General features: G+C 62.1%; 20 protein-coding genes. 13 read left to right on the forward strand and 7 right to left on the reverse strand.

Annotation, left to right across the window (positions count from 1 at the left end; all coding sequences use genetic code 11):
* The first annotated feature begins 51 nt into the window (after window positions 1-51).
* The 5 genes from HMPREF9696_RS03380 to HMPREF9696_RS03400 all read left to right on the forward strand — a co-directional run bounded on the left by HMPREF9696_RS03380 (window position 52) and on the right by HMPREF9696_RS03400 (window position 6,910).
* Window positions 52-1,344: an ArgE/DapE family deacylase gene (locus HMPREF9696_RS03380; protein WP_002711546.1), complete on the forward strand. Its 1,293-nt coding sequence runs from the start codon at window positions 52-54 to the stop codon at window positions 1,342-1,344.
* Between the two features lie 82 nt (window positions 1,345-1,426).
* Window positions 1,427-1,825 carry a PaaI family thioesterase gene (locus HMPREF9696_RS03385; protein ID WP_002711547.1) on the forward strand — a complete coding sequence of 133 codons (399 nt, stop codon included), beginning with the start codon at window positions 1,427-1,429 and terminating at the stop codon, window positions 1,823-1,825.
* Window positions 1,826-2,025: 200 nt separating this feature from the next.
* Window positions 2,026-5,217: an efflux RND transporter permease subunit gene (locus tag HMPREF9696_RS03390; RefSeq protein ID WP_002711548.1), complete on the forward strand. Its 3,192-nt coding sequence runs from the start codon at window positions 2,026-2,028 to the stop codon at window positions 5,215-5,217.
* A complete protein-coding gene (locus HMPREF9696_RS03395; protein WP_002711549.1) occupies window positions 5,207-6,406 on the forward strand; it encodes an efflux RND transporter periplasmic adaptor subunit in 1,200 nt (399 codons plus the stop codon). The genes HMPREF9696_RS03390 and HMPREF9696_RS03395 overlap by 11 nt, the downstream gene beginning before the upstream one ends.
* 48 nt (window positions 6,407-6,454) lie before the next feature.
* Entirely contained in the window at window positions 6,455-6,910 is a 456-nt protein-coding gene (locus tag HMPREF9696_RS03400) for an MgtC/SapB family protein (protein WP_002711550.1), read from the forward strand.
* A gap of 25 nt (window positions 6,911-6,935) precedes the next feature.
* Here the strand turns inward: HMPREF9696_RS03400 and HMPREF9696_RS03405 are convergent, their stop codons facing one another.
* Window positions 6,936-7,250: a hypothetical protein gene (locus HMPREF9696_RS03405; RefSeq protein ID WP_002711551.1), complete on the reverse strand. Its 315-nt coding sequence runs from the start codon at window positions 7,248-7,250 to the stop codon at window positions 6,936-6,938.
* A gap of 250 nt (window positions 7,251-7,500) precedes the next feature.
* On the opposite strand from HMPREF9696_RS03405, the gene HMPREF9696_RS03410 reads away from it, so the two are divergent.
* Complete coding sequence (locus HMPREF9696_RS03410; protein WP_002711552.1) at window positions 7,501-7,752, forward strand: hypothetical protein; 252 nt, start codon at window positions 7,501-7,503, stop codon at window positions 7,750-7,752.
* 8 nt (window positions 7,753-7,760) lie between these two features.
* Here the strand turns inward: HMPREF9696_RS03410 and HMPREF9696_RS03415 are convergent, their stop codons facing one another.
* From HMPREF9696_RS03415 to HMPREF9696_RS03425, 3 genes are all read right to left on the reverse strand, one after another.
* Complete coding sequence (locus tag HMPREF9696_RS03415; protein WP_002711553.1) at window positions 7,761-8,315, reverse strand: cupin domain-containing protein; 555 nt, start codon at window positions 8,313-8,315, stop codon at window positions 7,761-7,763.
* Between the two features lie 182 nt (window positions 8,316-8,497).
* A complete protein-coding gene (locus tag HMPREF9696_RS03420; RefSeq protein ID WP_002711554.1) occupies window positions 8,498-9,691 on the reverse strand; it encodes an ABC transporter substrate-binding protein in 1,194 nt (397 codons plus the stop codon).
* A gap of 229 nt (window positions 9,692-9,920) precedes the next feature.
* Window positions 9,921-10,127, reverse strand: a complete 207-nt coding sequence (locus HMPREF9696_RS03425; protein ID WP_002711555.1) for a KTSC domain-containing protein — start codon at window positions 10,125-10,127, stop codon at window positions 9,921-9,923.
* A 104-nt stretch (window positions 10,128-10,231) separates the two neighbouring features.
* Here HMPREF9696_RS03425 and clpS point away from each other — a divergent pair, with 104 nt between their 5' ends.
* Both clpS and HMPREF9696_RS03435 read left to right on the forward strand, forming a co-directional pair.
* A complete protein-coding gene (gene clpS, locus HMPREF9696_RS03430) occupies window positions 10,232-10,537 on the forward strand; it encodes an ATP-dependent Clp protease adapter ClpS (protein ID WP_002711556.1) in 306 nt (101 codons plus the stop codon).
* A gap of 99 nt (window positions 10,538-10,636) precedes the next feature.
* On the forward strand, window positions 10,637-11,710 hold the full coding sequence (locus tag HMPREF9696_RS03435) for a carboxylesterase family protein (protein WP_002711557.1): 1,074 nt from the start codon (window positions 10,637-10,639) through the stop codon (window positions 11,708-11,710).
* A 2-nt stretch (window positions 11,711-11,712) separates the two neighbouring features.
* Here HMPREF9696_RS03435 and HMPREF9696_RS03440 read toward each other — a convergent pair whose 3' ends face one another.
* Entirely contained in the window at window positions 11,713-12,954 is a 1,242-nt protein-coding gene (locus HMPREF9696_RS03440) for a sensor domain-containing diguanylate cyclase (RefSeq protein ID WP_040301133.1), read from the reverse strand.
* A 144-nt stretch (window positions 12,955-13,098) separates the two neighbouring features.
* Between HMPREF9696_RS03440 and HMPREF9696_RS03445 the strand changes: the two genes are divergently transcribed.
* The 3 genes from HMPREF9696_RS03445 to HMPREF9696_RS03455 all read left to right on the forward strand — a co-directional run bounded on the left by HMPREF9696_RS03445 (window position 13,099) and on the right by HMPREF9696_RS03455 (window position 15,368).
* Entirely contained in the window at window positions 13,099-13,860 is a 762-nt protein-coding gene (locus HMPREF9696_RS03445; protein WP_002711559.1) for an esterase/lipase family protein, read from the forward strand.
* Between the two features lie 103 nt (window positions 13,861-13,963).
* Window positions 13,964-14,746, forward strand: a complete 783-nt coding sequence (locus HMPREF9696_RS03450; RefSeq protein WP_040301782.1) for a tetratricopeptide repeat protein — start codon at window positions 13,964-13,966, stop codon at window positions 14,744-14,746.
* A 37-nt stretch (window positions 14,747-14,783) separates the two neighbouring features.
* Window positions 14,784-15,368 carry a hypothetical protein gene (locus HMPREF9696_RS03455; protein WP_002711561.1) on the forward strand — a complete coding sequence of 195 codons (585 nt, stop codon included), beginning with the start codon at window positions 14,784-14,786 and terminating at the stop codon, window positions 15,366-15,368.
* On the opposite strand, the gene HMPREF9696_RS03460 is transcribed toward HMPREF9696_RS03455, so the two are convergent.
* Window positions 15,369-15,686, reverse strand: a complete 318-nt coding sequence (locus HMPREF9696_RS03460; protein WP_002711562.1) for a hypothetical protein — start codon at window positions 15,684-15,686, stop codon at window positions 15,369-15,371.
* Between the two features lie 250 nt (window positions 15,687-15,936).
* Between HMPREF9696_RS03460 and HMPREF9696_RS03465 the strand changes: the two genes are divergently transcribed.
* A complete protein-coding gene (locus HMPREF9696_RS03465; protein ID WP_002711563.1) occupies window positions 15,937-16,248 on the forward strand; it encodes an MliC family protein in 312 nt (103 codons plus the stop codon).
* 32 nt (window positions 16,249-16,280) lie between these two features.
* Window positions 16,281-16,871 carry an NADPH-dependent FMN reductase gene (locus HMPREF9696_RS03470; RefSeq protein WP_002711564.1) on the forward strand — a complete coding sequence of 197 codons (591 nt, stop codon included), beginning with the start codon at window positions 16,281-16,283 and terminating at the stop codon, window positions 16,869-16,871.
* 4 nt (window positions 16,872-16,875) lie between these two features.
* On the opposite strand, the gene HMPREF9696_RS03475 is transcribed toward HMPREF9696_RS03470, so the two are convergent.
* Window positions 16,876-18,177 (reverse strand): multicopper oxidase family protein, encoded by a 1,302-nt coding sequence (locus HMPREF9696_RS03475; protein WP_040301784.1) that lies wholly within the window; start codon window positions 18,175-18,177, stop codon window positions 16,876-16,878.
* Between the last annotated feature and the right edge of the window lie 133 nt (window positions 18,178-18,310).

Raw genomic sequence — 18,310 nt, forward strand, 5'->3', positions numbered from 1 at the left:
CACTCATGCCCATCATCCGCGCGGCAGACGCGGGCATGAAGGGACGGAACAATGGACGCCAAAACCACCTCGAACGAGGTTCAGCGCCGTATTCTCGATGCGGTGGACGACGCTTTCGACCGGCAGCTTGAGACTACAAAACAGTTCTCGGCCATTCCCTCGACGCGCGGCGCGGAAGGCCCCTGCCAGGACATGATGCACGGCCTGCTGCGCGAGCGCGGCTTTGAGGTCGATGACTGGCATATCAATGTCGATGACCTGAAGGACCTGCGCGGCTTCGGCTCGATCGAGCATGATTTCTCCCGAGCGCGGTCGGTGGTCGGCACGTATCGCCCGGCGCGTGAGGCGGGGCGCTCGCTGATCCTGCAGGGGCATTGCGATGTGGTGCCCGCCGGTCCGCTCGACATGTGGGACACGCCGCCGTTTTCGCCGACCGTCAGGGACGGCTGGCTTTATGGCCGTGGCGCGGGTGACATGAAGTCCGGCACCATCGCCGCGCTTTATGCGCTCGATGCGCTGGGCGCGGCGGGGCTGAAGCCGACGGCCAGGATTCATTTTCAGTCCGTCATCGAGGAGGAGAGCACCGGCGTCGGCGCGCTTTCCACGGTGCAGCGCGGCTATCGCGCCGACTGCTGCTTTATTCCGGAACCCACCAACGGCAAGCTGGTGCGCTCGCAAGTCGGCGTGATCTGGTTTCGCCTCAAGGTGCGCGGCAAGCCGGTGCATGTATTCGAGGCGGGGGCGGGGGCCAACGCCATCAAGGCCGCCTATCATCTGGTTCAGGCGCTTGAAGGGCTCGAGGAAGACTGGAACGGGCGCGCCGCCAGCGACCGGCATTTCAAGGTCGTGAAGCACCCGATCAATTTCAATCCCGGCATCATCAAGGGCGGCGACTGGGCCTCATCCGTGCCGGCCTGGTGCGACCTCGATTGCCGGATCGCGGTGCTGCCCGGCTGGTCCATTGCCGATCATCAGGCCGAAATTGTCGCCTGCGTCGAAGCCGCGGCGAAGCAGCACCCATTCCTGGCGAAGAACCCGCCGGTGGTGGAGTGGTCCGGCTTCCTGTCGGAGGGCTATGAACTGACCGGAGCAGAGGACTCCGAGGCCGTGCTGCGCTCGGCCTACGAGACGGTCTATGGCGGGCCGATGAAGGAGCTGGCTTTCACCGCCCTGACCGACACCCGGTTCTATGGCCTCAACGCCGGCATCCCGAGCCTTTGCTTCGGGGCCAATGCGGAGGCCATGCACGGCTTCAATGAGCGGGTGGAGATCGAATCGCTGCGCAAGACCACGCGGGCCATTGCGCTGTTCGTGGCGAACTGGTGCGGGGTGGAAGCGGCATGAATCGGCTCTTCATCCATGACTTTAAGCGGCTTGCCGCTCCGGCAGCCGCTTCATGTATCGCATTAACAATCGGAGGGGCCGCGTGACCCTGCTTGAAAAGATTCAGTCGCGGCCGATGCCGCTCGCCGTCCTGATGGGCGTGACCTTTACCGAGGCCGAGCCGGGCAAGGTGGTGGCGACCATGGTGGTGCGGGAGGACCTCTGCACCCTCGGCCACACCATCCACGGCGGCGCCGTCATGGCTTTCGCGGATTCCGTCGGGGCGGCGGCGACTGTCATCAACCTGCCGCCGGAGGCCAAAGGCACCACCACCATCGAAAGCAAGACCAACTTCGTGGGCGGGGCCAAGGCGGGCATGACCGTCACCGCGACCGCGACCCCGGTTCATCTCGGGCGGCGGACCCAGGTCTGGCAGACCCGGCTGGAAACGGGCGAGGGCAAGCTGGTGGCGGTGGTGACCCAGACCCAGATGATCCTGTGATAAATTGGCCGCGAACATCGGATTATTGACCAAAAACCGGATCCGGAACCGCTTGAACAAGCGACTGTGAGCGTTGCGGCGTTGCGCAATCGCTCCGGATTCGGATAGATCAGCCCAGATTAAAGCGTGAAGAAAACAGGGCTTTTCCTGCGTGGGCGGCTGCCGCGCGCCCTCGACCGAGAAAACAAAGAAAACATAAAATGAATGCGCTTGTCCGGATTGCCCTGAGCCGACCCTATACGTTTGTCGTGCTCGCGCTCCTGCTGCTGATTGTCGGCCCGCTGGCCGCCTTGCGGACGCCGACGGACATCTTCCCGGAAATCCGGATTCCGGTGATCGGCGTGGTGTGGCAGTACACCGGCCTGCCGCCGGACCAGATGTCGGGCCGGATCGTGACGCCGTTCCAGCGCGCGCTGACCACGACAGTGAATGACATCGAGCACATCACCGCCAACTCCTACACCACCTACGGCGTCATCAAGATTTTCTTCCAGCCGAATGTGGATATCCGCACGGCGAACGCGCAGGTCACGGCGATCGCGCAGACCATGCTCCGGCAATTGCCGCCGGGATCGACGCCGCCTTTGATCCTGAACTACAGCGCCTCAACGGTGCCGATCATCCAGCTCGCACTGGGCGGTGAGGGGCTGACCGAGCAGAACATGTTCGACATCGCCACCAACCAACTGCGCACGCCGCTGGTCACCGTGCCGGGCGCCGCGATCCCCTGGCCGTTCGGCGGCAAGCAGCGCCAGATCCAGCTCGACATCAATCCGGACGCGATGCAGGCCCTCGGCCTGTCCGGACAGGACGTCGCCAACGCGCTCGCTGCGCAGAACCTGATAACGCCGGTCGGCACGCAGAAAATCGGGAATTTCGAATACAACATCCAGCTCAACAACGCGCCCCGCAAGATCGAGGAACTCGGCAACCTGCCCATCAAGGTGGTCAACGGCGCCACGGTCTATATCCGCGATGTGGCGCAAGTGCGCGACGGCAACCCGCCGCAAACCAACATCGTCCATGTCGACGGTACGCGGTCGGTGCTGATGATGGTATTGAAGGCAGGTGCGACCTCCACCCTCGACATCATCGCGGGCATCAAGCAGAAGATCATCGACACCAAGGACCAGTTGCCGGAGCAATTGCGTGTCAATCTGCTCGGCGATCAGTCAATCTTCGTGCGCGGCGCCATCGCCGGCGTCGCCTTCGAGGGCGTGCTGGCCGCGGCGCTGACCAGCGTCATGATCCTGCTGTTTCTGGGAAGCTGGCGCTCGACCCTTATTATCGCGATCTCGATTCCGCTGTCAGTGTTCGGTGCGATCATCTGCCTTTCGGTCGCCGGCGAGACGCTCAACATCATGACGCTCGGCGGTCTCGCGCTCGCGGTCGGCATTCTGGTGGACGACGCCACCGTGACCATCGAGAACATCAATTATCATCTCGAACACGGGATGGAGGTCGAGCCCGCCATTCTGGAGGGCGCGCGGCAGATCGCGACCCCGGCCTTCGTCACGCTGCTCTGTATCTGCATCGTGTTCGTGCCGATGTTCTTCCTGACCGGCGTGTCGCGCTTCCTGTTCGTTCCGATGGCGCTGTCGGTGATGTTCGCGATGACGTGGTCGTTCATCCTGTCGCGCACGCTGGTGCCGACGATGGCAAAGTATCTGCTGCATCCCCATCCACATGACGAGAACGGCAATCCGCTGCCACCGCCGCCGACCCGTAACCCGCTGGTGCTGTTCCAGCGCGGATTTGAAAAGCGGTTTGAACGGGTGAGAGACGTCTATCACGGCCTGCTGCACATGGCGCTCGGCCATCGCAGGATGTTCGTGATGGGTTTCCTCGGCTTTATCGGGCTGTCGTTCCTGCTGGTGCCGTTCCTCGGCCGCAACTTCTTCCCGGCTGTCGATACGGGGCAGATCCTGATCCACGTCCGGACCCAGATCGGCACCCGCGTGGAGGAGACCGCCAACAAGCTCGCCGACATCCAGAAGGTGATCCGGCAGATTATCTCCGCCGATAAGATCGACACCATGGCCGACAATATCGGCATGCCGATCTCCGGCATCAACCTGACCTATAACAACACCGGCGTGATCGGCCCGCAGGATGGCGATATCCAGATCAAGCTGAAGGAAGGCCACAAGCCGACCGAGGAGATTGTCCGCGAGCTTCGCGAGAAGCTCCCGCGCGAATTTCCGGGCGTTTCGTTCGCCTTCCTGCCGGCGGATATCGTCAGCCAGATCCTGAATTTCGGTTCGCCCGCACCGATCGACATTCAGGTGCGCGGTGCCAACACGGCCGAGAATTTCAAGTACGCAAGTAATCTTTTGCGCCGCATCCGGCTGATTCCGGGCGTTGCGGATGCGCGCATCCAGCAGTCGCCAAGTGCGCCCGCCTTCAATGTGAATGTGGATCGCACGCGCGCGCAGTATGTCGGTTTGACGGCCCGCGATGTCACCAACAGCATGGTCGTGAATCTCGCGGGCAGCTCCCAGGTGGCGCCGACCTTCTTCCTCGATCCGAACAATGGCGTGTCCTATTCCATTGTGATGCAGACGCCGCAGTACCAGATTGACTCCTTGAGCAAGCTGGAGGCGCTGCCGATTTCCGCCACCGGCGCACCGACGACGCCGATGCTCGGCGGCATCGCGGACATCAAGCGTTCAAGCTCCAGTGCGGTGGTGTCGCAGTACGATATCCAGACCATGGTGCAGATTTTCGCGACGCCGCAGGGCCGGGACCTCGGCGCTGTGTCGAAGGATATCCAGCAGGCCATCAGCGAGACGGCGAAGGACCTGCCGCGCGGCAGCCGCGTTGTCCTGCTCGGGCAGGTCGAGACCATGAACAGCGCGTTCGCGGGCTTGCTGTTCGGTCTGCTCGGCGCGATCGTGCTGATCTATTTTCTGATCGTGGTGAACTTCCAGTCCTGGTCCGATCCGTTCGTGATCGTCTCAGCGCTTCCGGCGGCACTTGCCGGCATCATCTGGATGCTGTTCGCGACACACACCACGCTATCGGTGCCGGCGCTGACCGGCGCGATCATGTGCATGGGTGTCGCCACCGCGAACTCGGTGCTGGTGATCGCCTTCGCGCGTGAGCGCTACGAACAGCTCGGCGATCCCGTCGCCGCCGCGCTGGACGCGGGCTTTGTCCGCTTCCGCCCGGTTCTGATGACGGCGCTTGCCATGATCATCGGCATGACGCCGATGGCGCTCGGCATGGGCGAGGGCGGCGAGCAGAATGCGCCGCTCGGGCGCGCAGTGATCGGCGGACTGATTTTCGCGACCACGGCGACCTTGATCTTCGTTCCCGTGGTTTTCAGTATGGTTCACAAGAAGCAGTCGGCGGAAGCCGCGTCTGCTCCGGAGCTCGTTCATGCAACCTGACAAGAATCCTTCGGTGTCGCCCGGCAGGCTCAAGCTGTACGGCGCTATCGGCGCCGGCGTGCTTGGTGTGGTTGTGGTGACCGGCATCATCAGCCGCTCGAAGGGCGACGCGGACCTGAAACAATGGACCGACGCACAGGCGATCCCGTCGGTCGCCGTCGCCTTGCCCGGCACCAAGCCGCTTAACGCGACACTGGACCTGCCGGGACGCCTTGAGGCCTATTCGCGTGCGCCGATCTATGCGCGCGTCAGCGGCTATCTGAAAAGCTGGAACGCTGATATCGGCGCGCAGGTGAGCGCGGGGCAGAAGCTCGCCGAAATCGAGGCGCCCGATCTCGACCAGCAATTGTTGCAGGCTCGCGCCGATCTGATGAACAGCCAGGCGGCGGCAAAACTCTCGGCCGCGACGCTGGCGCGCCGCAAGACCCTGCAAGCGTCTAACTTCGTGTCGCAGCAGGAAATCGACGAGCGTTCGGCCGATCTTGCCAGCAAGGAGGCGCAGGTCCGCGCCCAGCAAGCGAATGTCGAGCGGCTGGAAGCACTCGCCAACTACAAGAATGTCACGGCGCCGTTCGATGGCGTTGTCACCGAGCGCAACACCGACGTCGGCGCGCTGATCAATGGCGGCACCGGGTCGGGCGCCGCCATGTTCGTCGTGTCCGATGTGAAGAAGCTGCGTCTCTATGTGAACGTTCCGCAGAGTTATCTCCCCGGCATCCGGATGGGGTCCAAGGCAACGGTCACCGTGCCGGAATATGCGGGCCGCACGTTCCCGGCGACCGTCGAGGCCTCGGCGCAGTCGGTGGATATTTCCTCGGGCACGACCCGCATGCAGCTCGCGATCGAGAATCCGAACAAGGAGTTGCGTCCCGGCGCCTTTGCCAATGTCAAAATCACGCTGACCCGGGATGCGCAGCCTCTCAGCATCCCGTCGAGCGCGCTGATCTTCAATGCCAGCGGCCTGCGTGTCGCCACCGTCAGTGCCGGTGACAAAATCCTGTTCAAGGCCGTCACGATCGCGCGCGACCTTGGCCGTGAGATCGAGATCGCCACGGGGCTGTCGCCGGACGACCGGATCATCCTTTCGCCGCCGGACGGCATCGCCGACGGTGATGAGGTCCGCATCGCGGGCGCCGGCAAGGACGGAATGCCGCGGACAAGTTCCAACAGCAACACCAAGACGGAGTAGCGGAACTTCTCTCCAACGTGTCACGTTGTGACCATCGCTGGAGGAACAATGCAATCACTCTTGGAAGCGGCGGGCAGCTTTCGGCTTGGCCCGCATCTCATTGCGCTGGCAGTCGCTTATGTGCTGGCGCTGCCAATCGGCTGGAACCGCGAGAAGGCGGAACGGAGCGCGGGCCTGCGGACATTTCCGCTGGTTGCTCTGGCGACCTGCGGCATCGTGCAGGCGACAGAGCACATTCTCGCAGGCCATCCCGAAGGCACCGCGCGGATCATCGAAGGGCTGATGACCGGGATGGGCTTTATCGGCGGCGGAGCGATCCTCAAGACCGAGAATTCGGTGCGGGGTACGGCGACGGCCGCCAGCCTCTGGGCGACCGGGGCCACCGGCGCCGCCGTCGGCCTCGGAGCCTACGACGTCGCCGTGGTCATTTCCCTTTTCACCTTCCTGACCCTGTGGCTGCTCGTTCCGTTCAAGCAGGAGGGGGGGTCCGACGCGGCCAAGTAGCTATCCTCGCTTGTCCCGTCGCTAGCTACTTTCCGACCTTGTCCGGATAGCCGGGGCTGGACGGGCTGTCGCCGGGCAGGCCGCTCGGCGTCGCGCCAGTCCCGATCTTGCCGGGCGTCGAAGTGTTTGGCACGCCCGGCTGGTTGATGCCGGTGCTGCTGCCGGTTGTGGCTGGCGATGACGGAGCCGCTGCTGGTGGTGGTGTTGCCGGAGAAACGCCGGGTGAACCCGCAGCCGAGCCGCCGGGCGAGGACGGCGGCGCGACCTGCGCCGATGCTGCGAGCGTCGACGCTGCCAGTAACGCCGTCGTCAAGGTGGTGAAAAGCAGTTTACGTCGCATTAGAACCTCCACGGTTATGGGAGGCACAACACGCCGCAGTGTCAGCCGTTCCGGCTTTCGCTATGATGTGTGGCATAGGCATGCTTTCAAAATGATCAGCATGCCGTTGTTCGCGTCTTGGAACATTCACGGAAACCGCGCATTGTGTTGCCTGTTAGTGGAAGGGATTTGACATTCGCAACCCATTAACCGATGCGAATGTGAGAATTGGACCACTAGGTTTGTTCGGCCGGCCTTTGGGATGAGCGTCATGCGTACCGTCGTCGCCCTCGTGTTTCTCGCTGCCATGTCCGCGCCGAGCCTGGCGCAGGAAATCACCCCCAACTTTCTGAAAAAAGAACCATACTTTCTCTCCCCGTGGTCCGTGGTCTATGTCGACAACGGCACATGCGGCGTGGGCAAAGTTCTGAAGGTGACCGGTGGAACGGGTGCGCTTCGCCGTAAGAAGGCCTGTGTGCCCATGGGGCCGGAGCAGGCGTCGCGCGTGGTCGCCATTCCGTAGTTTGCGGACTATCGTCGGCCTTTCTTCCAGAGTTCAACCAGCGGCCCCGATTGTCCGTAGACTGGATCGCTGTCCGGCAAAGCGACACGCGGGATGATCCTGATTGCCAGCCGGTAGTTCTCCGGCGTTGGCCGCGTGACCTGCATGGGCGGACCGGGCGGATAGGCGCCGATCACTCTAAAGTCGTCGCTGGATGAGAGACATTGATGGCCGGTCCCCGCAGGCAGGATCGCCACGTCACCCTTCCTGATCTCGAAATCCTCGCCATGACTGCCGCCGAACCGGACCAGCGCGCGACCGCGCGCAACGCCGAGAGCCTCATGCACCGTCGCGTGATAGTGGAGGTAATCGTAGACGCCGTTGCGCCACATCTGTCCCCATCCGTTTGCCGAGAACAGATTCTCGATGGCTTCTTCGGGATGCCCATCGACCTCGATCGCGCTCTTGTAGAGCAGGAAAGGCAGCGGGCTGTTGGGGACGAGACCGTCATCGGGAAAAATGAAGGAGACGGGTGTCGTTTTGAATGAGGGTGTCGATGGATCGGAGTTGTAGTTCGCCATCATGGAAAATCGTTCCACGGTTCCGTCATGAATACAGGATTTCGCCGGCGGCCAAGCCTGCGCGGCAGGGGTTATCCCGATAATGCGAATGCGGCGAATACGTTCCATGGCGGAGCCGCGGCCAAAAAGCCGAAGGCGCCGCGATGGGTCGCGGCGCCTTGCCGATAATCAACAGAGGGTAGAGGTCAGTCGGCTTTTACGACGTCGCCGAGCTGATCCCAGCTCTTGCCGTTCCAGCGCTGCATCTGCATCTGCGTGTAGGCCTGGTTCACAGCCGCGGAGGTATTGATCTTGATGCCGGGCAGCGTGGTGGGCAACACGAAGTCCTTGAAGCTCTTGCTCTGCTTCAGGATGTTCTCGCGCGACAGGTCATTGCCGGCCTGTTTCAGAAGCTGCTCGAGGATCATGCCCTGCTGGTATCCGTACAGGTAGTTCTGGTCAGACAGGTCCGCGCCCGGAAGATACTTCTGCGCGAAAGCAGTGAAATCCTTGACGCCCTGATCGTCCTTCCACTTCGGATCGGTGGCGTCCTTCTGAAAGCCCGCCGTCATGACGCCGGTGACCTTGTCGAGGCCGACCGGAACGAAGGTGTTTCCGATTGAAGCGGCGACGAAATTGACCAGCGTCAGCGGCTTCCAGCCCATTTCGTTCATCTTGCGCAAAGCCTGCGCTGCGAACTTCGGTGTGCCTGCGATCAGCAGCGCCTCGGGCGCGGCGGCCTTCAAGTTGACGACCTGCGAGTCGACGGTGGGATCCGCGACTTCATAGGCCAGCGCCACGACCTTGCTGGCGAACTCGTCCTTGTATATCGGCTTGAATGCATTGACGAAGTCCTTTCCGAGATCGTCGTTCTGGTAAAGGATGCCGACTTTCGCGTTCGGGAGCTGCGCCTTGAAGTACTTCGCGTAAACCTTGCCTTCGGTGTCGTAGCTCGGCAGCGATGTCGTGGTCAGCGGGTATTCCTTGGAATCTGTGAACTTGGTGGCGCCGGTGGTGATGAACGTATCGGGCACCTTCTTGCCGGTGATGTACTTGATCGTTGCGGAGTTCGACGGTGTACCGAGCTGTCCGAACATGAAAGCAACCTCGTCGCTCTCGATCAGCTTGCGGGTATGTTCGACCGCCTTCGGCGGGCTGTAGGCGTCGTCATAGGTGATGAGATTGATCTTGCGGCCGTTGATGCCGCCGCGATCGTTGATCTGGTTGACGTAGCCGATCAGGCCCTTGCCGGTGTTCCCGAGCGAGGAGGCGGGGCCGCTGAAGGGGAAGGTGGCGCCCACCTTGACCTCGGTGGCGGTGACGCCGGGGGCATCGGCTGCAACCGCGCCAGAGGTCAGTGCGAGCGAAGCGGCCAGTGCAGCGAACAGTATTCTCGACATTATGGTCTTTCTCTCCCGTATGCCGCTGATTCACTTGCGGCGATTATAAGTTCAATTTCAGAACTATAAATTAGCTTCCGCGAAAAGGTCGCGCAAGCAGAAAGAATCCATATTTCATGGGGACTACTGCGGCATAAGTGACGTGATCGGCTTTCTGAGCCGATCATAAGTATCGATTTTAAACTTAATCTCCACGCCACGGGGCGATGGCTGATTCCGGCCGCCGGCGTCAGCGGCGTTCGGTGAATGTGTAGCGGTCGCGGATCATGCTGTTGAAAAACTCGCCCTTCGAGGCGGCCCGGCAGAACTGGAAGTAAACCTCGCCCGGAACATCGGAATAGACATATGTCCGCCCGCTCGCGAAAGTGACGTGAAGCTGGCGCGCAGCGGCGTTATAATCAATCTGCGAAATGACGCTGGATGCGACCTGCGGCATGTCGGCCTCGTTGCGTTCACCCCTTGAAATCATATGGGGGCAGAGTGGCGATGCCCAACCCTCACATTGCAGCGTCTGCCTGGTGTGACACCAAGAGAGCGCCGATGAGCCCCACGACCGTCAAACCGAAAACCAGTACAAAGATCAAACTGCAGCGTCCGCCGCTCTACAAAGTGATCCTGCTCAACGACGACTACACGCCGCGCGAATTCGTGGTCATGGTGCTCAAGGCCGTGTTCCGGATGGGCGAGGAGACCGCAAGCCGCGTGATGCTGACCGCGCATCAGAAGGGCGCGTGTGTAATCGCGGTCTATACCCGCGACGTGGCGGAGACGCGGGCGAAGGAAGCCACCGAACTCGGCAAGGCCAAGGGCTATCCGCTGTTTTTCACCACCGAGCCGGAGGAGTAGGAGCCATCGCGTCTGCCGTTGCGCGGGTCGGGTGAAAATCATGACAGCCAATCGCCGCCCGAGCCTTGCCAGTCCGGCTCTGGCCACTAACCTGCGCCGATGACATCCCATCCTTCCCAAAGCGTCCTGCCTTTGCTCACCTGCATCGAGACCCTCGGCCTCGTCGCTCGGCATTTGGATCCATCGGCATTCGGCGAAGTGATGGAAGCCATCGGCGCGCCTGAAACCGCGTTGCGGTCTGTGCGTCCGCAATTCGACGACAATGGCGGGCCGGACAGCATTGGTGGACTCCTTGCGCGGGCCAGCGATGAAACACTGGCGGGATTTGCCGAACTGCGCGAGGCCGCCGGACAAGGCGACGTGCGCGCGGTGTTCAAGGCCTTGCGGCATCTGCCCCGGGCGCAGGAGGCGCTGTATCCGCTTGCATCCCTGATCCCGGTGGTCAGCGCCTTCTTTCTCGATCCGTCGCTGCGTTCGGACGCTGATGCCCTTCGGGCCGCGATGCAACAGCCACGGGAGAACGAAACCGGCGTGTTTCATGTCGAGAACGAGCCGCGCACGCGCGGCGGCTTCTCGCTCTATGTGCCGGAAAACTACACGCTGGATCGCGCGTGGCCGCTTGTGGTCGCGCTGCATGGCGGCAGCGGTCATGGGCGCGGCTTTCTCTGGAGCTGGCTGCGCGACGCGCGCAGCTTCGGCGCGATTCTCGTTGCGCCGACATCCTCGGGCAATTCGCTGGGCTCGACATGGGCGCTGATGGGTGACGACAACGACACGCCCAATCTGGCGCGGATTGTTGAGGGCGTGCGCGGGCGATGGAATATCGACCCCAAGCGGCTGTTGCTGACCGGCATGAGCGACGGCGGCACGTTCTGTTATGTCAGTGCGCTCGACGGCGCGTCACCCTTCACGCATCTCGCGCCAGTCTCCGCGACGTTCCATCCGATGCTGGTCTCGACGGCCGATCCCCAGCGGTTGCAGGGGCTGCCGATCTTCCTCACTCATGGCGCTTTAGACTGGATGTTTCCGGTCGAGGTGGCGCGGCAGGCGCAGCGCGCGCTCTCCGGCGCAGGTGCTAACGTGACCTATCGCGAGATCGACGATCTCAGCCATACCTATCCGCGCGAGATCAACGCGCAGATATTGGAGTGGCTGAAGACGACAATAAGTTGAGGTTAGTCGAATTCGACCTCAAGGTGCTTGTCAGTCTTCCGCGCGACCTTGCACAGCCGGTAGATATCGTCTGCTGAAATCTGCAACTTGAACTGGTCGGGAATATCGGCGCTGCTGGAAACATGCAGGATCGCACCGGTGTCGGAGAGACCACGCACAGTGCAATCGATGGTCGATCGTCCGGCGTTGAACGTGATGTTGCCGGCCTTGAACACGCGGCGCAGGATGCCATTCAGGGCAGATTCGGGCTGCCAGGCCATGCAGGTGTTTCGTCCCGCATTCTTGGCTTGATAAAGCGCGGTGTCCGCGCGCGCGAGCATGGCATCGATATCGGTCACCGACAGATCGAGCGATGCGACGCCGAAGCTGGCGGAGACCTTGACCGCGCCCGACTTGCCCTGCACATAGATGCGGGTCATTGCAGAGCGGACCTTCTCGACGATTCGCATCGCGGCGTCGCGGCCCGTATAAGGCAACAGGATCGCAAATTCTTCACCGCCGATCCGCCCGACGAGGTCGGTTTCGCGAAGCTCCTGCTGGCAAACCTCGACGCAAGCCTTGAGAACGAGGTCGCCGACGGCATGACCATGTGTGTCGTTGACCGACTTGAAATGATCGAGATCGAAAATCACACAACTCATGTCGTGCTTGTGACGTGTCGCAAGGGTGAGCGCACGCATGGCCTCTTCGCGGAACGCACGGCGTGACAGCGCGCCTGTCAGGCCATCGCGCATCGCAAGCTTGCGGAGCTGAAGCTCGCTCATGACGATGGCGGCGAGATCCGACAGCATGGCGAGCTGTGTCTTGTCGAAATTGCGCGGCTTGGTGTCCATCGCACAGAGTGTGCCGATGGGGTGACCTCCTTCGCAGAGCAACTGAACGCCCGCGTAGAAGCGGATATACGGCGCGCCCGTCACGAAGATGTTCTCGCGGAAGCGGCTGTCCGACAGCGTGTCCAGAACCACCAGCGGCTGGGTCTGCTGAATTGCGAAATTACAGAGCGCCGGAGTTTTCGGTGTTTCGCTGTCCGCCATACCCTGCCGGGACTTGAACCATTGCCGGTGGCCGTCGATCAGCGTTATCGTGGACATCGGCACGCCGAAGATTTGTTTGGTCAGACGGGTGATGCGGTCGAAGGCTTCTTCAGGCGGGGTGTCCATCACGTCCAGCCGCGCCAGCGCATCAAGGCGCGCTTCTTCGCGATGGGTGTCGTTTTTGTTGGCTGCTGCAGTCGGCGTAAGCATGAGATCCCCAATCTTTGGGAGACTCATACCGCCCGACATTTGACAAAGGGTTTTACGCTATCCTTACGAAATTCTTAGCGAATTCGGCTTGATTGCGCATTGTTCGCCGCGCGGGCATGATCCTGCGACAGGGGGACGACGCTCATGACCAGCGATCCGATTGCCGCGCCATCCAGACTTCAGCTTGCGCTTGAAGGGCGCGGGTTGTTCGACATCGCGGGCCTGATGGCGGCCGCGCCATTTCTCTCCACTGCGCCGCGCGGCGCGCGTCATCCGGTGATGGTGCTGCCGGGACTGGGCGCGAATGACAATTCGACCTTCGCGATCCGAGGATTTCTGGGCATGCTCGGTTATGACGTGAGGGGCTGGGGGCGCGGGCGCAACATCCGGCTTCCGCAACTCGAAGCGCCGGCGGTGGCGCAGACGGTCCGCGACCTGTCGCGAAACACCGGCCAGCGCGTCAGCCTGATCGGCTGGAGTCTCGGCGGCATTCTCGCGCGTGAAGTGGCGCGCCGCAGCCCCGACCATGTCCGCCTTGTCGTGACGCTTGGCAGTCCCTTCGCTGCGCCCAACGCGAACAACCTGCGGACGGTGTGGCGTCTGCTCACCGGCCAGCCGTCGAGCACGGTCACGACATCGCGCATCGCCGAACTGTCCAGGCCGCTGCCGATGCCTGCGACCGCGATTTACACGCGCTCCGACGGGATCGTGGCCTGGCAGGCGTGTCTTGAGCAGGAGCATCCGACCAACGAGAATGTCGAAGTGCGGACCACGCATCTCGGTCTCGGCTTTCACGCGCCCGCGCTGTGGGTCATCGCGGATCGTCTGGCGCAGCCGGAAGGTCAGTGGAAACCATTCAAGCCGTCGCTTCTGGTATCGCCGTTCTTCCCGCAATCGCGGCAGTGATCCTTCGCATCGGCTGTATTGCTTTGCGCGAAGGCGCTATAGTGCCGGGATGAAGAGCCTTCTCAGGACTGTCTATTTTTTCAGCATCACGGCCTTTGCGCTGATGGCCGCTGTCCCGCAACTTCATGCGCAGTCAGCCGATCTCGTGTTGTGCGACCGGCTTGCCGCCGATCCGGCCGATCCCGACAAGCCGTCGGATGTCAAAGGCGTTGCGACCGTCGCGGCCGGCGATGTCGCCACCGCGATCCGATTTTGCAAGCAGGCCTCAAGCACACGGCGCGCGATGTATCAGCTCGGCCGCGCCTACGCCGCCAACAGGCAGACTGGCGAGGCGATCGGTGCCTGGCGCAAGGCCGCCGACAAGGGCAGCACGTCGGCGATGGTCGAACTCGGTGTCGCTTACGCCACCGGCGCGGGCGTTGCGAAAGACGAAGCCGCGGCGGCCAAACTGTTCGAGCGCGCCGCTCAGGGCGGCAATCCGCGCGGTGTCAGCAATCTGACGGCCCTGACAGGAAAAGGCGCAGCGCCTGCGGATGCGGCGCGGTCGCGCGCGCTGCTCGCAAAAGCCGCCGAGACCAATGCGGAGGCGCAATTCCAGCTCGGCCTCATGCTGCAGGATGGGGTCGGTGGGCCGAAGGATGACGCCGGCGCGCGCAACCTGTTCGAGAAAGCCGCGGCGCAGGATCACCCGGGCGCGCTGGAGCGGATGGGCGCATTTGCGAAGGCGGGACGCGGCGGTCCGCAGGATTCGAGCGCGGCGAAATCTTACTACGAAAAGGCCGCGGCGTTGGGCAACGATGAGGCCAAGGCCGCGCTCAAGCGCGCCGAATGTCCTTACGTGCTCAAGGACAAGTCCGGCAAGGTGATGACCAATCTGTGCTTCTAGGCTTGATGGTATTCTGGCATTCTTTGAACTAGAACAAATGACCATTTCGGAAGATATACGCTCCCTCGCACAACAAGGACTTGGTGTCGCCGAGATCGCCCGTCGCGTCGGAACAAGATACCAGCACGTCTACGGGGTGCTGAGAGATGCGGGCTTGCTGGAAGGGCGGCGACAAGAGCGCGGCACGTTGTCGGTGCCCGTTGCGGTTAAGCCATTGAAGGCGGCATTGACTCGGGATGTATTGTTGAGCTCTGGTTTTGCGAGTTCCGATAACTGGACTCTTTCACGAGATGGCGAAATCGTTTCCAACGCTTCGTTGCCAAAGCATGTTGGAGTTTATGCCTTCGTCAGGGCCGATGCTGTCCTGTATGTTGGTGTCGCGACAATGGGACTCGCGAAGCGTCTGTATTTTTATCGAAAACCCGGCGCTACCCAGATAACGAGTCTCCGCATCAATGCTTTGATAAAAGAAGAATTGACGCGGATTTCAGCCATTGAGGTTCTTACAGCAAGTCCAGAGGATACAGAGTGGAATGGACTTCCTGTTCACGGAAGTGCGGGGTTGGAACTTGGGTTGATCAAAAAATTCGATTTGCCTTGGAATGTCAGAAGCGCTCGATGATCAATCCAGGCGCCGTTCGCGCACGACCTGCGTGCTGATCGCCGTTTCGGCTGCGCGATGGTGGGGCGTCTTTCCTGCATCGGGATCGAAGTTGAAAATCTCGAGACTGCGCAAGTGCGTCGATGCGCGCGAGACGAACACCGGCGTATCGCCCGCGATGGCGCGAATGGTCTGCGCGCCACACCCCGTGCAGGCATAAGTGAATTCCAGTTTGGTCATCGCCCAGCGCACATCCATCACCTCCATGAGATGACGTCTGCACTCGGGACATACGATCACGGCCGGTCTGGCATCCCGGAGCGGCACATTCTCAAGCATCTGACCCTCCCTCCGGGCTGAATCGGCAGGCGGCGACCGGCCCGCAGGCCGAACGAAAGATGCCGAAAACACAATCATTTTAAATGCTTGTGATGGGACGTCCGCCGGTGGCTGAGGCACTTTACTCCCGCGCGCCGGATGGCTCCCGCCCGCCGTCGCGATATGCACAGGAAAGGTGACCCTGCTAGATTGGCGCGGTTCCTTGCTCAGGCCGCAGGCTTTGGCGAGATCACATTCGGAAGGACTGAAGATGACACGGCATTCTCTCTCGTTCGCAGCCTTTCTCGCCGTGCTGGCGGGCATCGGCGCGTCACCTGCTGCTGCCCAGCAAACCTTCCAGAGTTTTGTCTGCGCCGACGGCGCACAATTTACCGCGGCCTTCCTGAAATACGATCCGAAGCAGGCGCACCTGCAGATCGACGGCAAGGCCGTGACCCTGCGAAAGCGCTTCACGCTTTCGGGGGCGCGTTACACAGGCCGGGGCATCACGCTCACGATGAACAAGAAGGGGACATTCCTTCGCCATGGCAAGCGAGGTGTGACAGCCTGCACCGCGACCTGAACGTCTGACGAGTCCTCGCAGGAGTTATCTTCATGGCCGACCGTATTCTTGTGTTCTATGGCTCTTACCGTTCCGACCGGATGGGCATTCGTCTTGCGGATTTCATTGTCCGGAATTTTCGCGAGCGCGGGGCGGACGCCGAACTGATCGACGCCAAGGCTGTCGATCTGCCGATGCTGGACAGGATGTACAAGGAGTATCCGAAGGGGCAGGCGCCTGCGGCTCTCGAGGAACTCGCGCAGAAGATCATCGGCGCGGACGGCTTCGTGTTTGTCACCGGCGAATACAACTGGGGCATCCAGCCGGGCCTGAAGAATCTCACCGATCATTTTCTGGAGGAATGGTTCTGGCGGCCGGCGGCGATTGCAAGTTATTCGGCGGGACGATTCTCGGGCGCGCGCGCCGCGCTGGCTTGGCACGGCACACTTTCCGAAATGGGAATGGTGGTGACATCCCAGACCATCGCTGTGGGCCCCATTGGCCAGTCGCTCTCGGAAACCGGAGAGCCGATCGGCGAAGGCGGCAAGGCGCTGGTCAGGGCGTTTCCGCGTTTCGCCGACGATCTGACGTGGTGGGTCGAAGCGGCACGGATGCAGCGCGAACGCAGGAAGCCCCCGTATTGATAGTTTACTCCACGACGTAGGTCCGCACGAGTTTCGGCGCGGCCCAGTTGATCGCGGCGGATTCCATCAGCCAGCGGCCGGGATACTCGGCGAGGAACGCGATGCGCTGGGTCTGGCCCTTGTCCAGCATCAAGGTATCGAGCCAGAACGGTTTCCAGCCGTCGTCGAGCCGGTCGAGCAGGCGGAAGTGATGTCCGTGCAGGCGAAAGGCGATGGGTGTCGCGGTCGGATTGCTGATCGCCATCACCACGGTGCGTCCGCGCTTGACACTGTAGGCAGGTTTTGCGGCGGCATCGAACGTCGATGGAGTGATCCATTGCGCATTCGGATCGAGCGACAGATCGCCACGCAATGCGCCCTGCAAGTTGAGCCGCTCCGGCAAGCCATTCGACGGAAACGCCGATGCGGCGGGCAATGTGGCGGGGCGAACAGGCGCATCGTTCGACATGGTGATCTGCGCCGCCGTGCGCGGGCCGGTGCCGTCGTGCAGGATGATTTTTGACACCGTGCCCGGTGCGCGGGTCGCGTCGATGAAGGCGTCGATCCGCGATCCGGGTGCGAGCACAAGCTGGCCGTCGCGCGCCAGGAACGGTTCGGCCGGCAGCCCGTCGATGGCCATGACGCGGACGTCATGGTTTTCGATTCTGAGGCCGAGCGGGGAGCGGGCGCATCCGTTGATGAAGCGCAGGCGCAGCCTTTCATTCAGTTTCGCCGCGATGCTAAGTGCCGCCTGTCCGTTGACGGTGTAGGTGGCGGTGGTGCCGTCCGGCGCGCTTCCCGGAGCGATGGCGCTGCCATCGGCCTTCATCCGCCAGTCCTCGATCAGCAGGACCTCGTCGCGGTCCACGGCGATAGGTGGACTGTCCTCGACAATCAGGGCGCGGCCCGCCGACGGGCGGCCGGAGGTATCGCTCAGGAACTGCGCGCTGATCAGCGCCGTTCCGGCCTGACGCAGGGGCAGCGTGAAAGTTGCCCGGCCTCCCGGCGGCAGGGGAGCCCGACCGGTCAAAGGTTCCGCCGCGGTTGCTCCATCAATCCCAAGCCAATTCAGTACGATAGATGATGGAAGTTCGTTCACCAGTGTAACGGAGAGGTCGCCCTTGGCGGCCCGAATGGCGCCTGCATGGCCGGTCTCAAGCAGCCAGACCCCTTTCGCAGGACCGGATTCCAGCTTGCCCGGCCGGGCGTGCAGGCTGAGACTTGCCGGGACCTGCGCCAGCGCAGGCAGCCCCATACCGGAGGCAAAAGCTCCGCCCAGAGCGGTCAGCAGGGAGCGCCGCGAGGGCGAAAAAACCTGATTTGTCATGGTGTTTTTCGTCAAGTCTTTCATGGCCCATGCGGACCATTTTCCGCAAGCCCTGTCCAGTCGGCCCCTTGTCGCTAAGACCGCGTTGCAAAAGCCATTTTTTTGCTGCGAACCGGTTGCCTCATGTTATAAG

This window comes from Afipia clevelandensis ATCC 49720, from assembly GCF_000336555.1.
Taxonomy (GTDB): Bacteria; Pseudomonadota; Alphaproteobacteria; order Rhizobiales; family Xanthobacteraceae; genus Afipia; species Afipia clevelandensis.

Coding starts and splice junctions, on each gene's coding strand:
- HMPREF9696_RS03460 (WP_002711562.1), bottom strand. CDS start 15,686: ATGCTTGAGAATGTGCCGCTCCGGGATGCCAGACCGGCCGTGATCGTA.
- HMPREF9696_RS03415 (WP_002711553.1), bottom strand. CDS start 8,315: ATGATGGCGAACTACAACTCCGATCCATCGACACCCTCATTCAAAACG.
- HMPREF9696_RS03440 (WP_040301133.1), bottom strand. CDS start 12,954: ATGCTTACGCCGACTGCAGCAGCCAACAAAAACGACACCCATCGCGAA.
- HMPREF9696_RS03400 (WP_002711550.1), top strand. CDS start 6,455: ATGCAATCACTCTTGGAAGCGGCGGGCAGCTTTCGGCTTGGCCCGCAT.
- clpS (WP_002711556.1), top strand. CDS start 10,232: ATGAGCCCCACGACCGTCAAACCGAAAACCAGTACAAAGATCAAACTG.
- HMPREF9696_RS03390 (WP_002711548.1), top strand. CDS start 2,026: ATGAATGCGCTTGTCCGGATTGCCCTGAGCCGACCCTATACGTTTGTC.
- HMPREF9696_RS03455 (WP_002711561.1), top strand. CDS start 14,784: ATGACCATTTCGGAAGATATACGCTCCCTCGCACAACAAGGACTTGGT.
- HMPREF9696_RS03450 (WP_040301782.1), top strand. CDS start 13,964: ATGGCCGCTGTCCCGCAACTTCATGCGCAGTCAGCCGATCTCGTGTTG.
- HMPREF9696_RS03475 (WP_040301784.1), bottom strand. CDS start 18,177: ATGACAAATCAGGTTTTTTCGCCCTCGCGGCGCTCCCTGCTGACCGCT.
- HMPREF9696_RS03445 (WP_002711559.1), top strand. CDS start 13,099: ATGACCAGCGATCCGATTGCCGCGCCATCCAGACTTCAGCTTGCGCTT.
- HMPREF9696_RS03395 (WP_002711549.1), top strand. CDS start 5,207: ATGCAACCTGACAAGAATCCTTCGGTGTCGCCCGGCAGGCTCAAGCTG.
- HMPREF9696_RS03465 (WP_002711563.1), top strand. CDS start 15,937: ATGACACGGCATTCTCTCTCGTTCGCAGCCTTTCTCGCCGTGCTGGCG.
- HMPREF9696_RS03410 (WP_002711552.1), top strand. CDS start 7,501: ATGCGTACCGTCGTCGCCCTCGTGTTTCTCGCTGCCATGTCCGCGCCG.
- HMPREF9696_RS03380 (WP_002711546.1), top strand. CDS start 52: ATGGACGCCAAAACCACCTCGAACGAGGTTCAGCGCCGTATTCTCGAT.
- HMPREF9696_RS03405 (WP_002711551.1), bottom strand. CDS start 7,250: ATGCGACGTAAACTGCTTTTCACCACCTTGACGACGGCGTTACTGGCA.
- HMPREF9696_RS03425 (WP_002711555.1), bottom strand. CDS start 10,127: ATGCCGCAGGTCGCATCCAGCGTCATTTCGCAGATTGATTATAACGCC.
- HMPREF9696_RS03420 (WP_002711554.1), bottom strand. CDS start 9,691: ATGTCGAGAATACTGTTCGCTGCACTGGCCGCTTCGCTCGCACTGACC.
- HMPREF9696_RS03435 (WP_002711557.1), top strand. CDS start 10,637: ATGACATCCCATCCTTCCCAAAGCGTCCTGCCTTTGCTCACCTGCATC.
- HMPREF9696_RS03470 (WP_002711564.1), top strand. CDS start 16,281: ATGGCCGACCGTATTCTTGTGTTCTATGGCTCTTACCGTTCCGACCGG.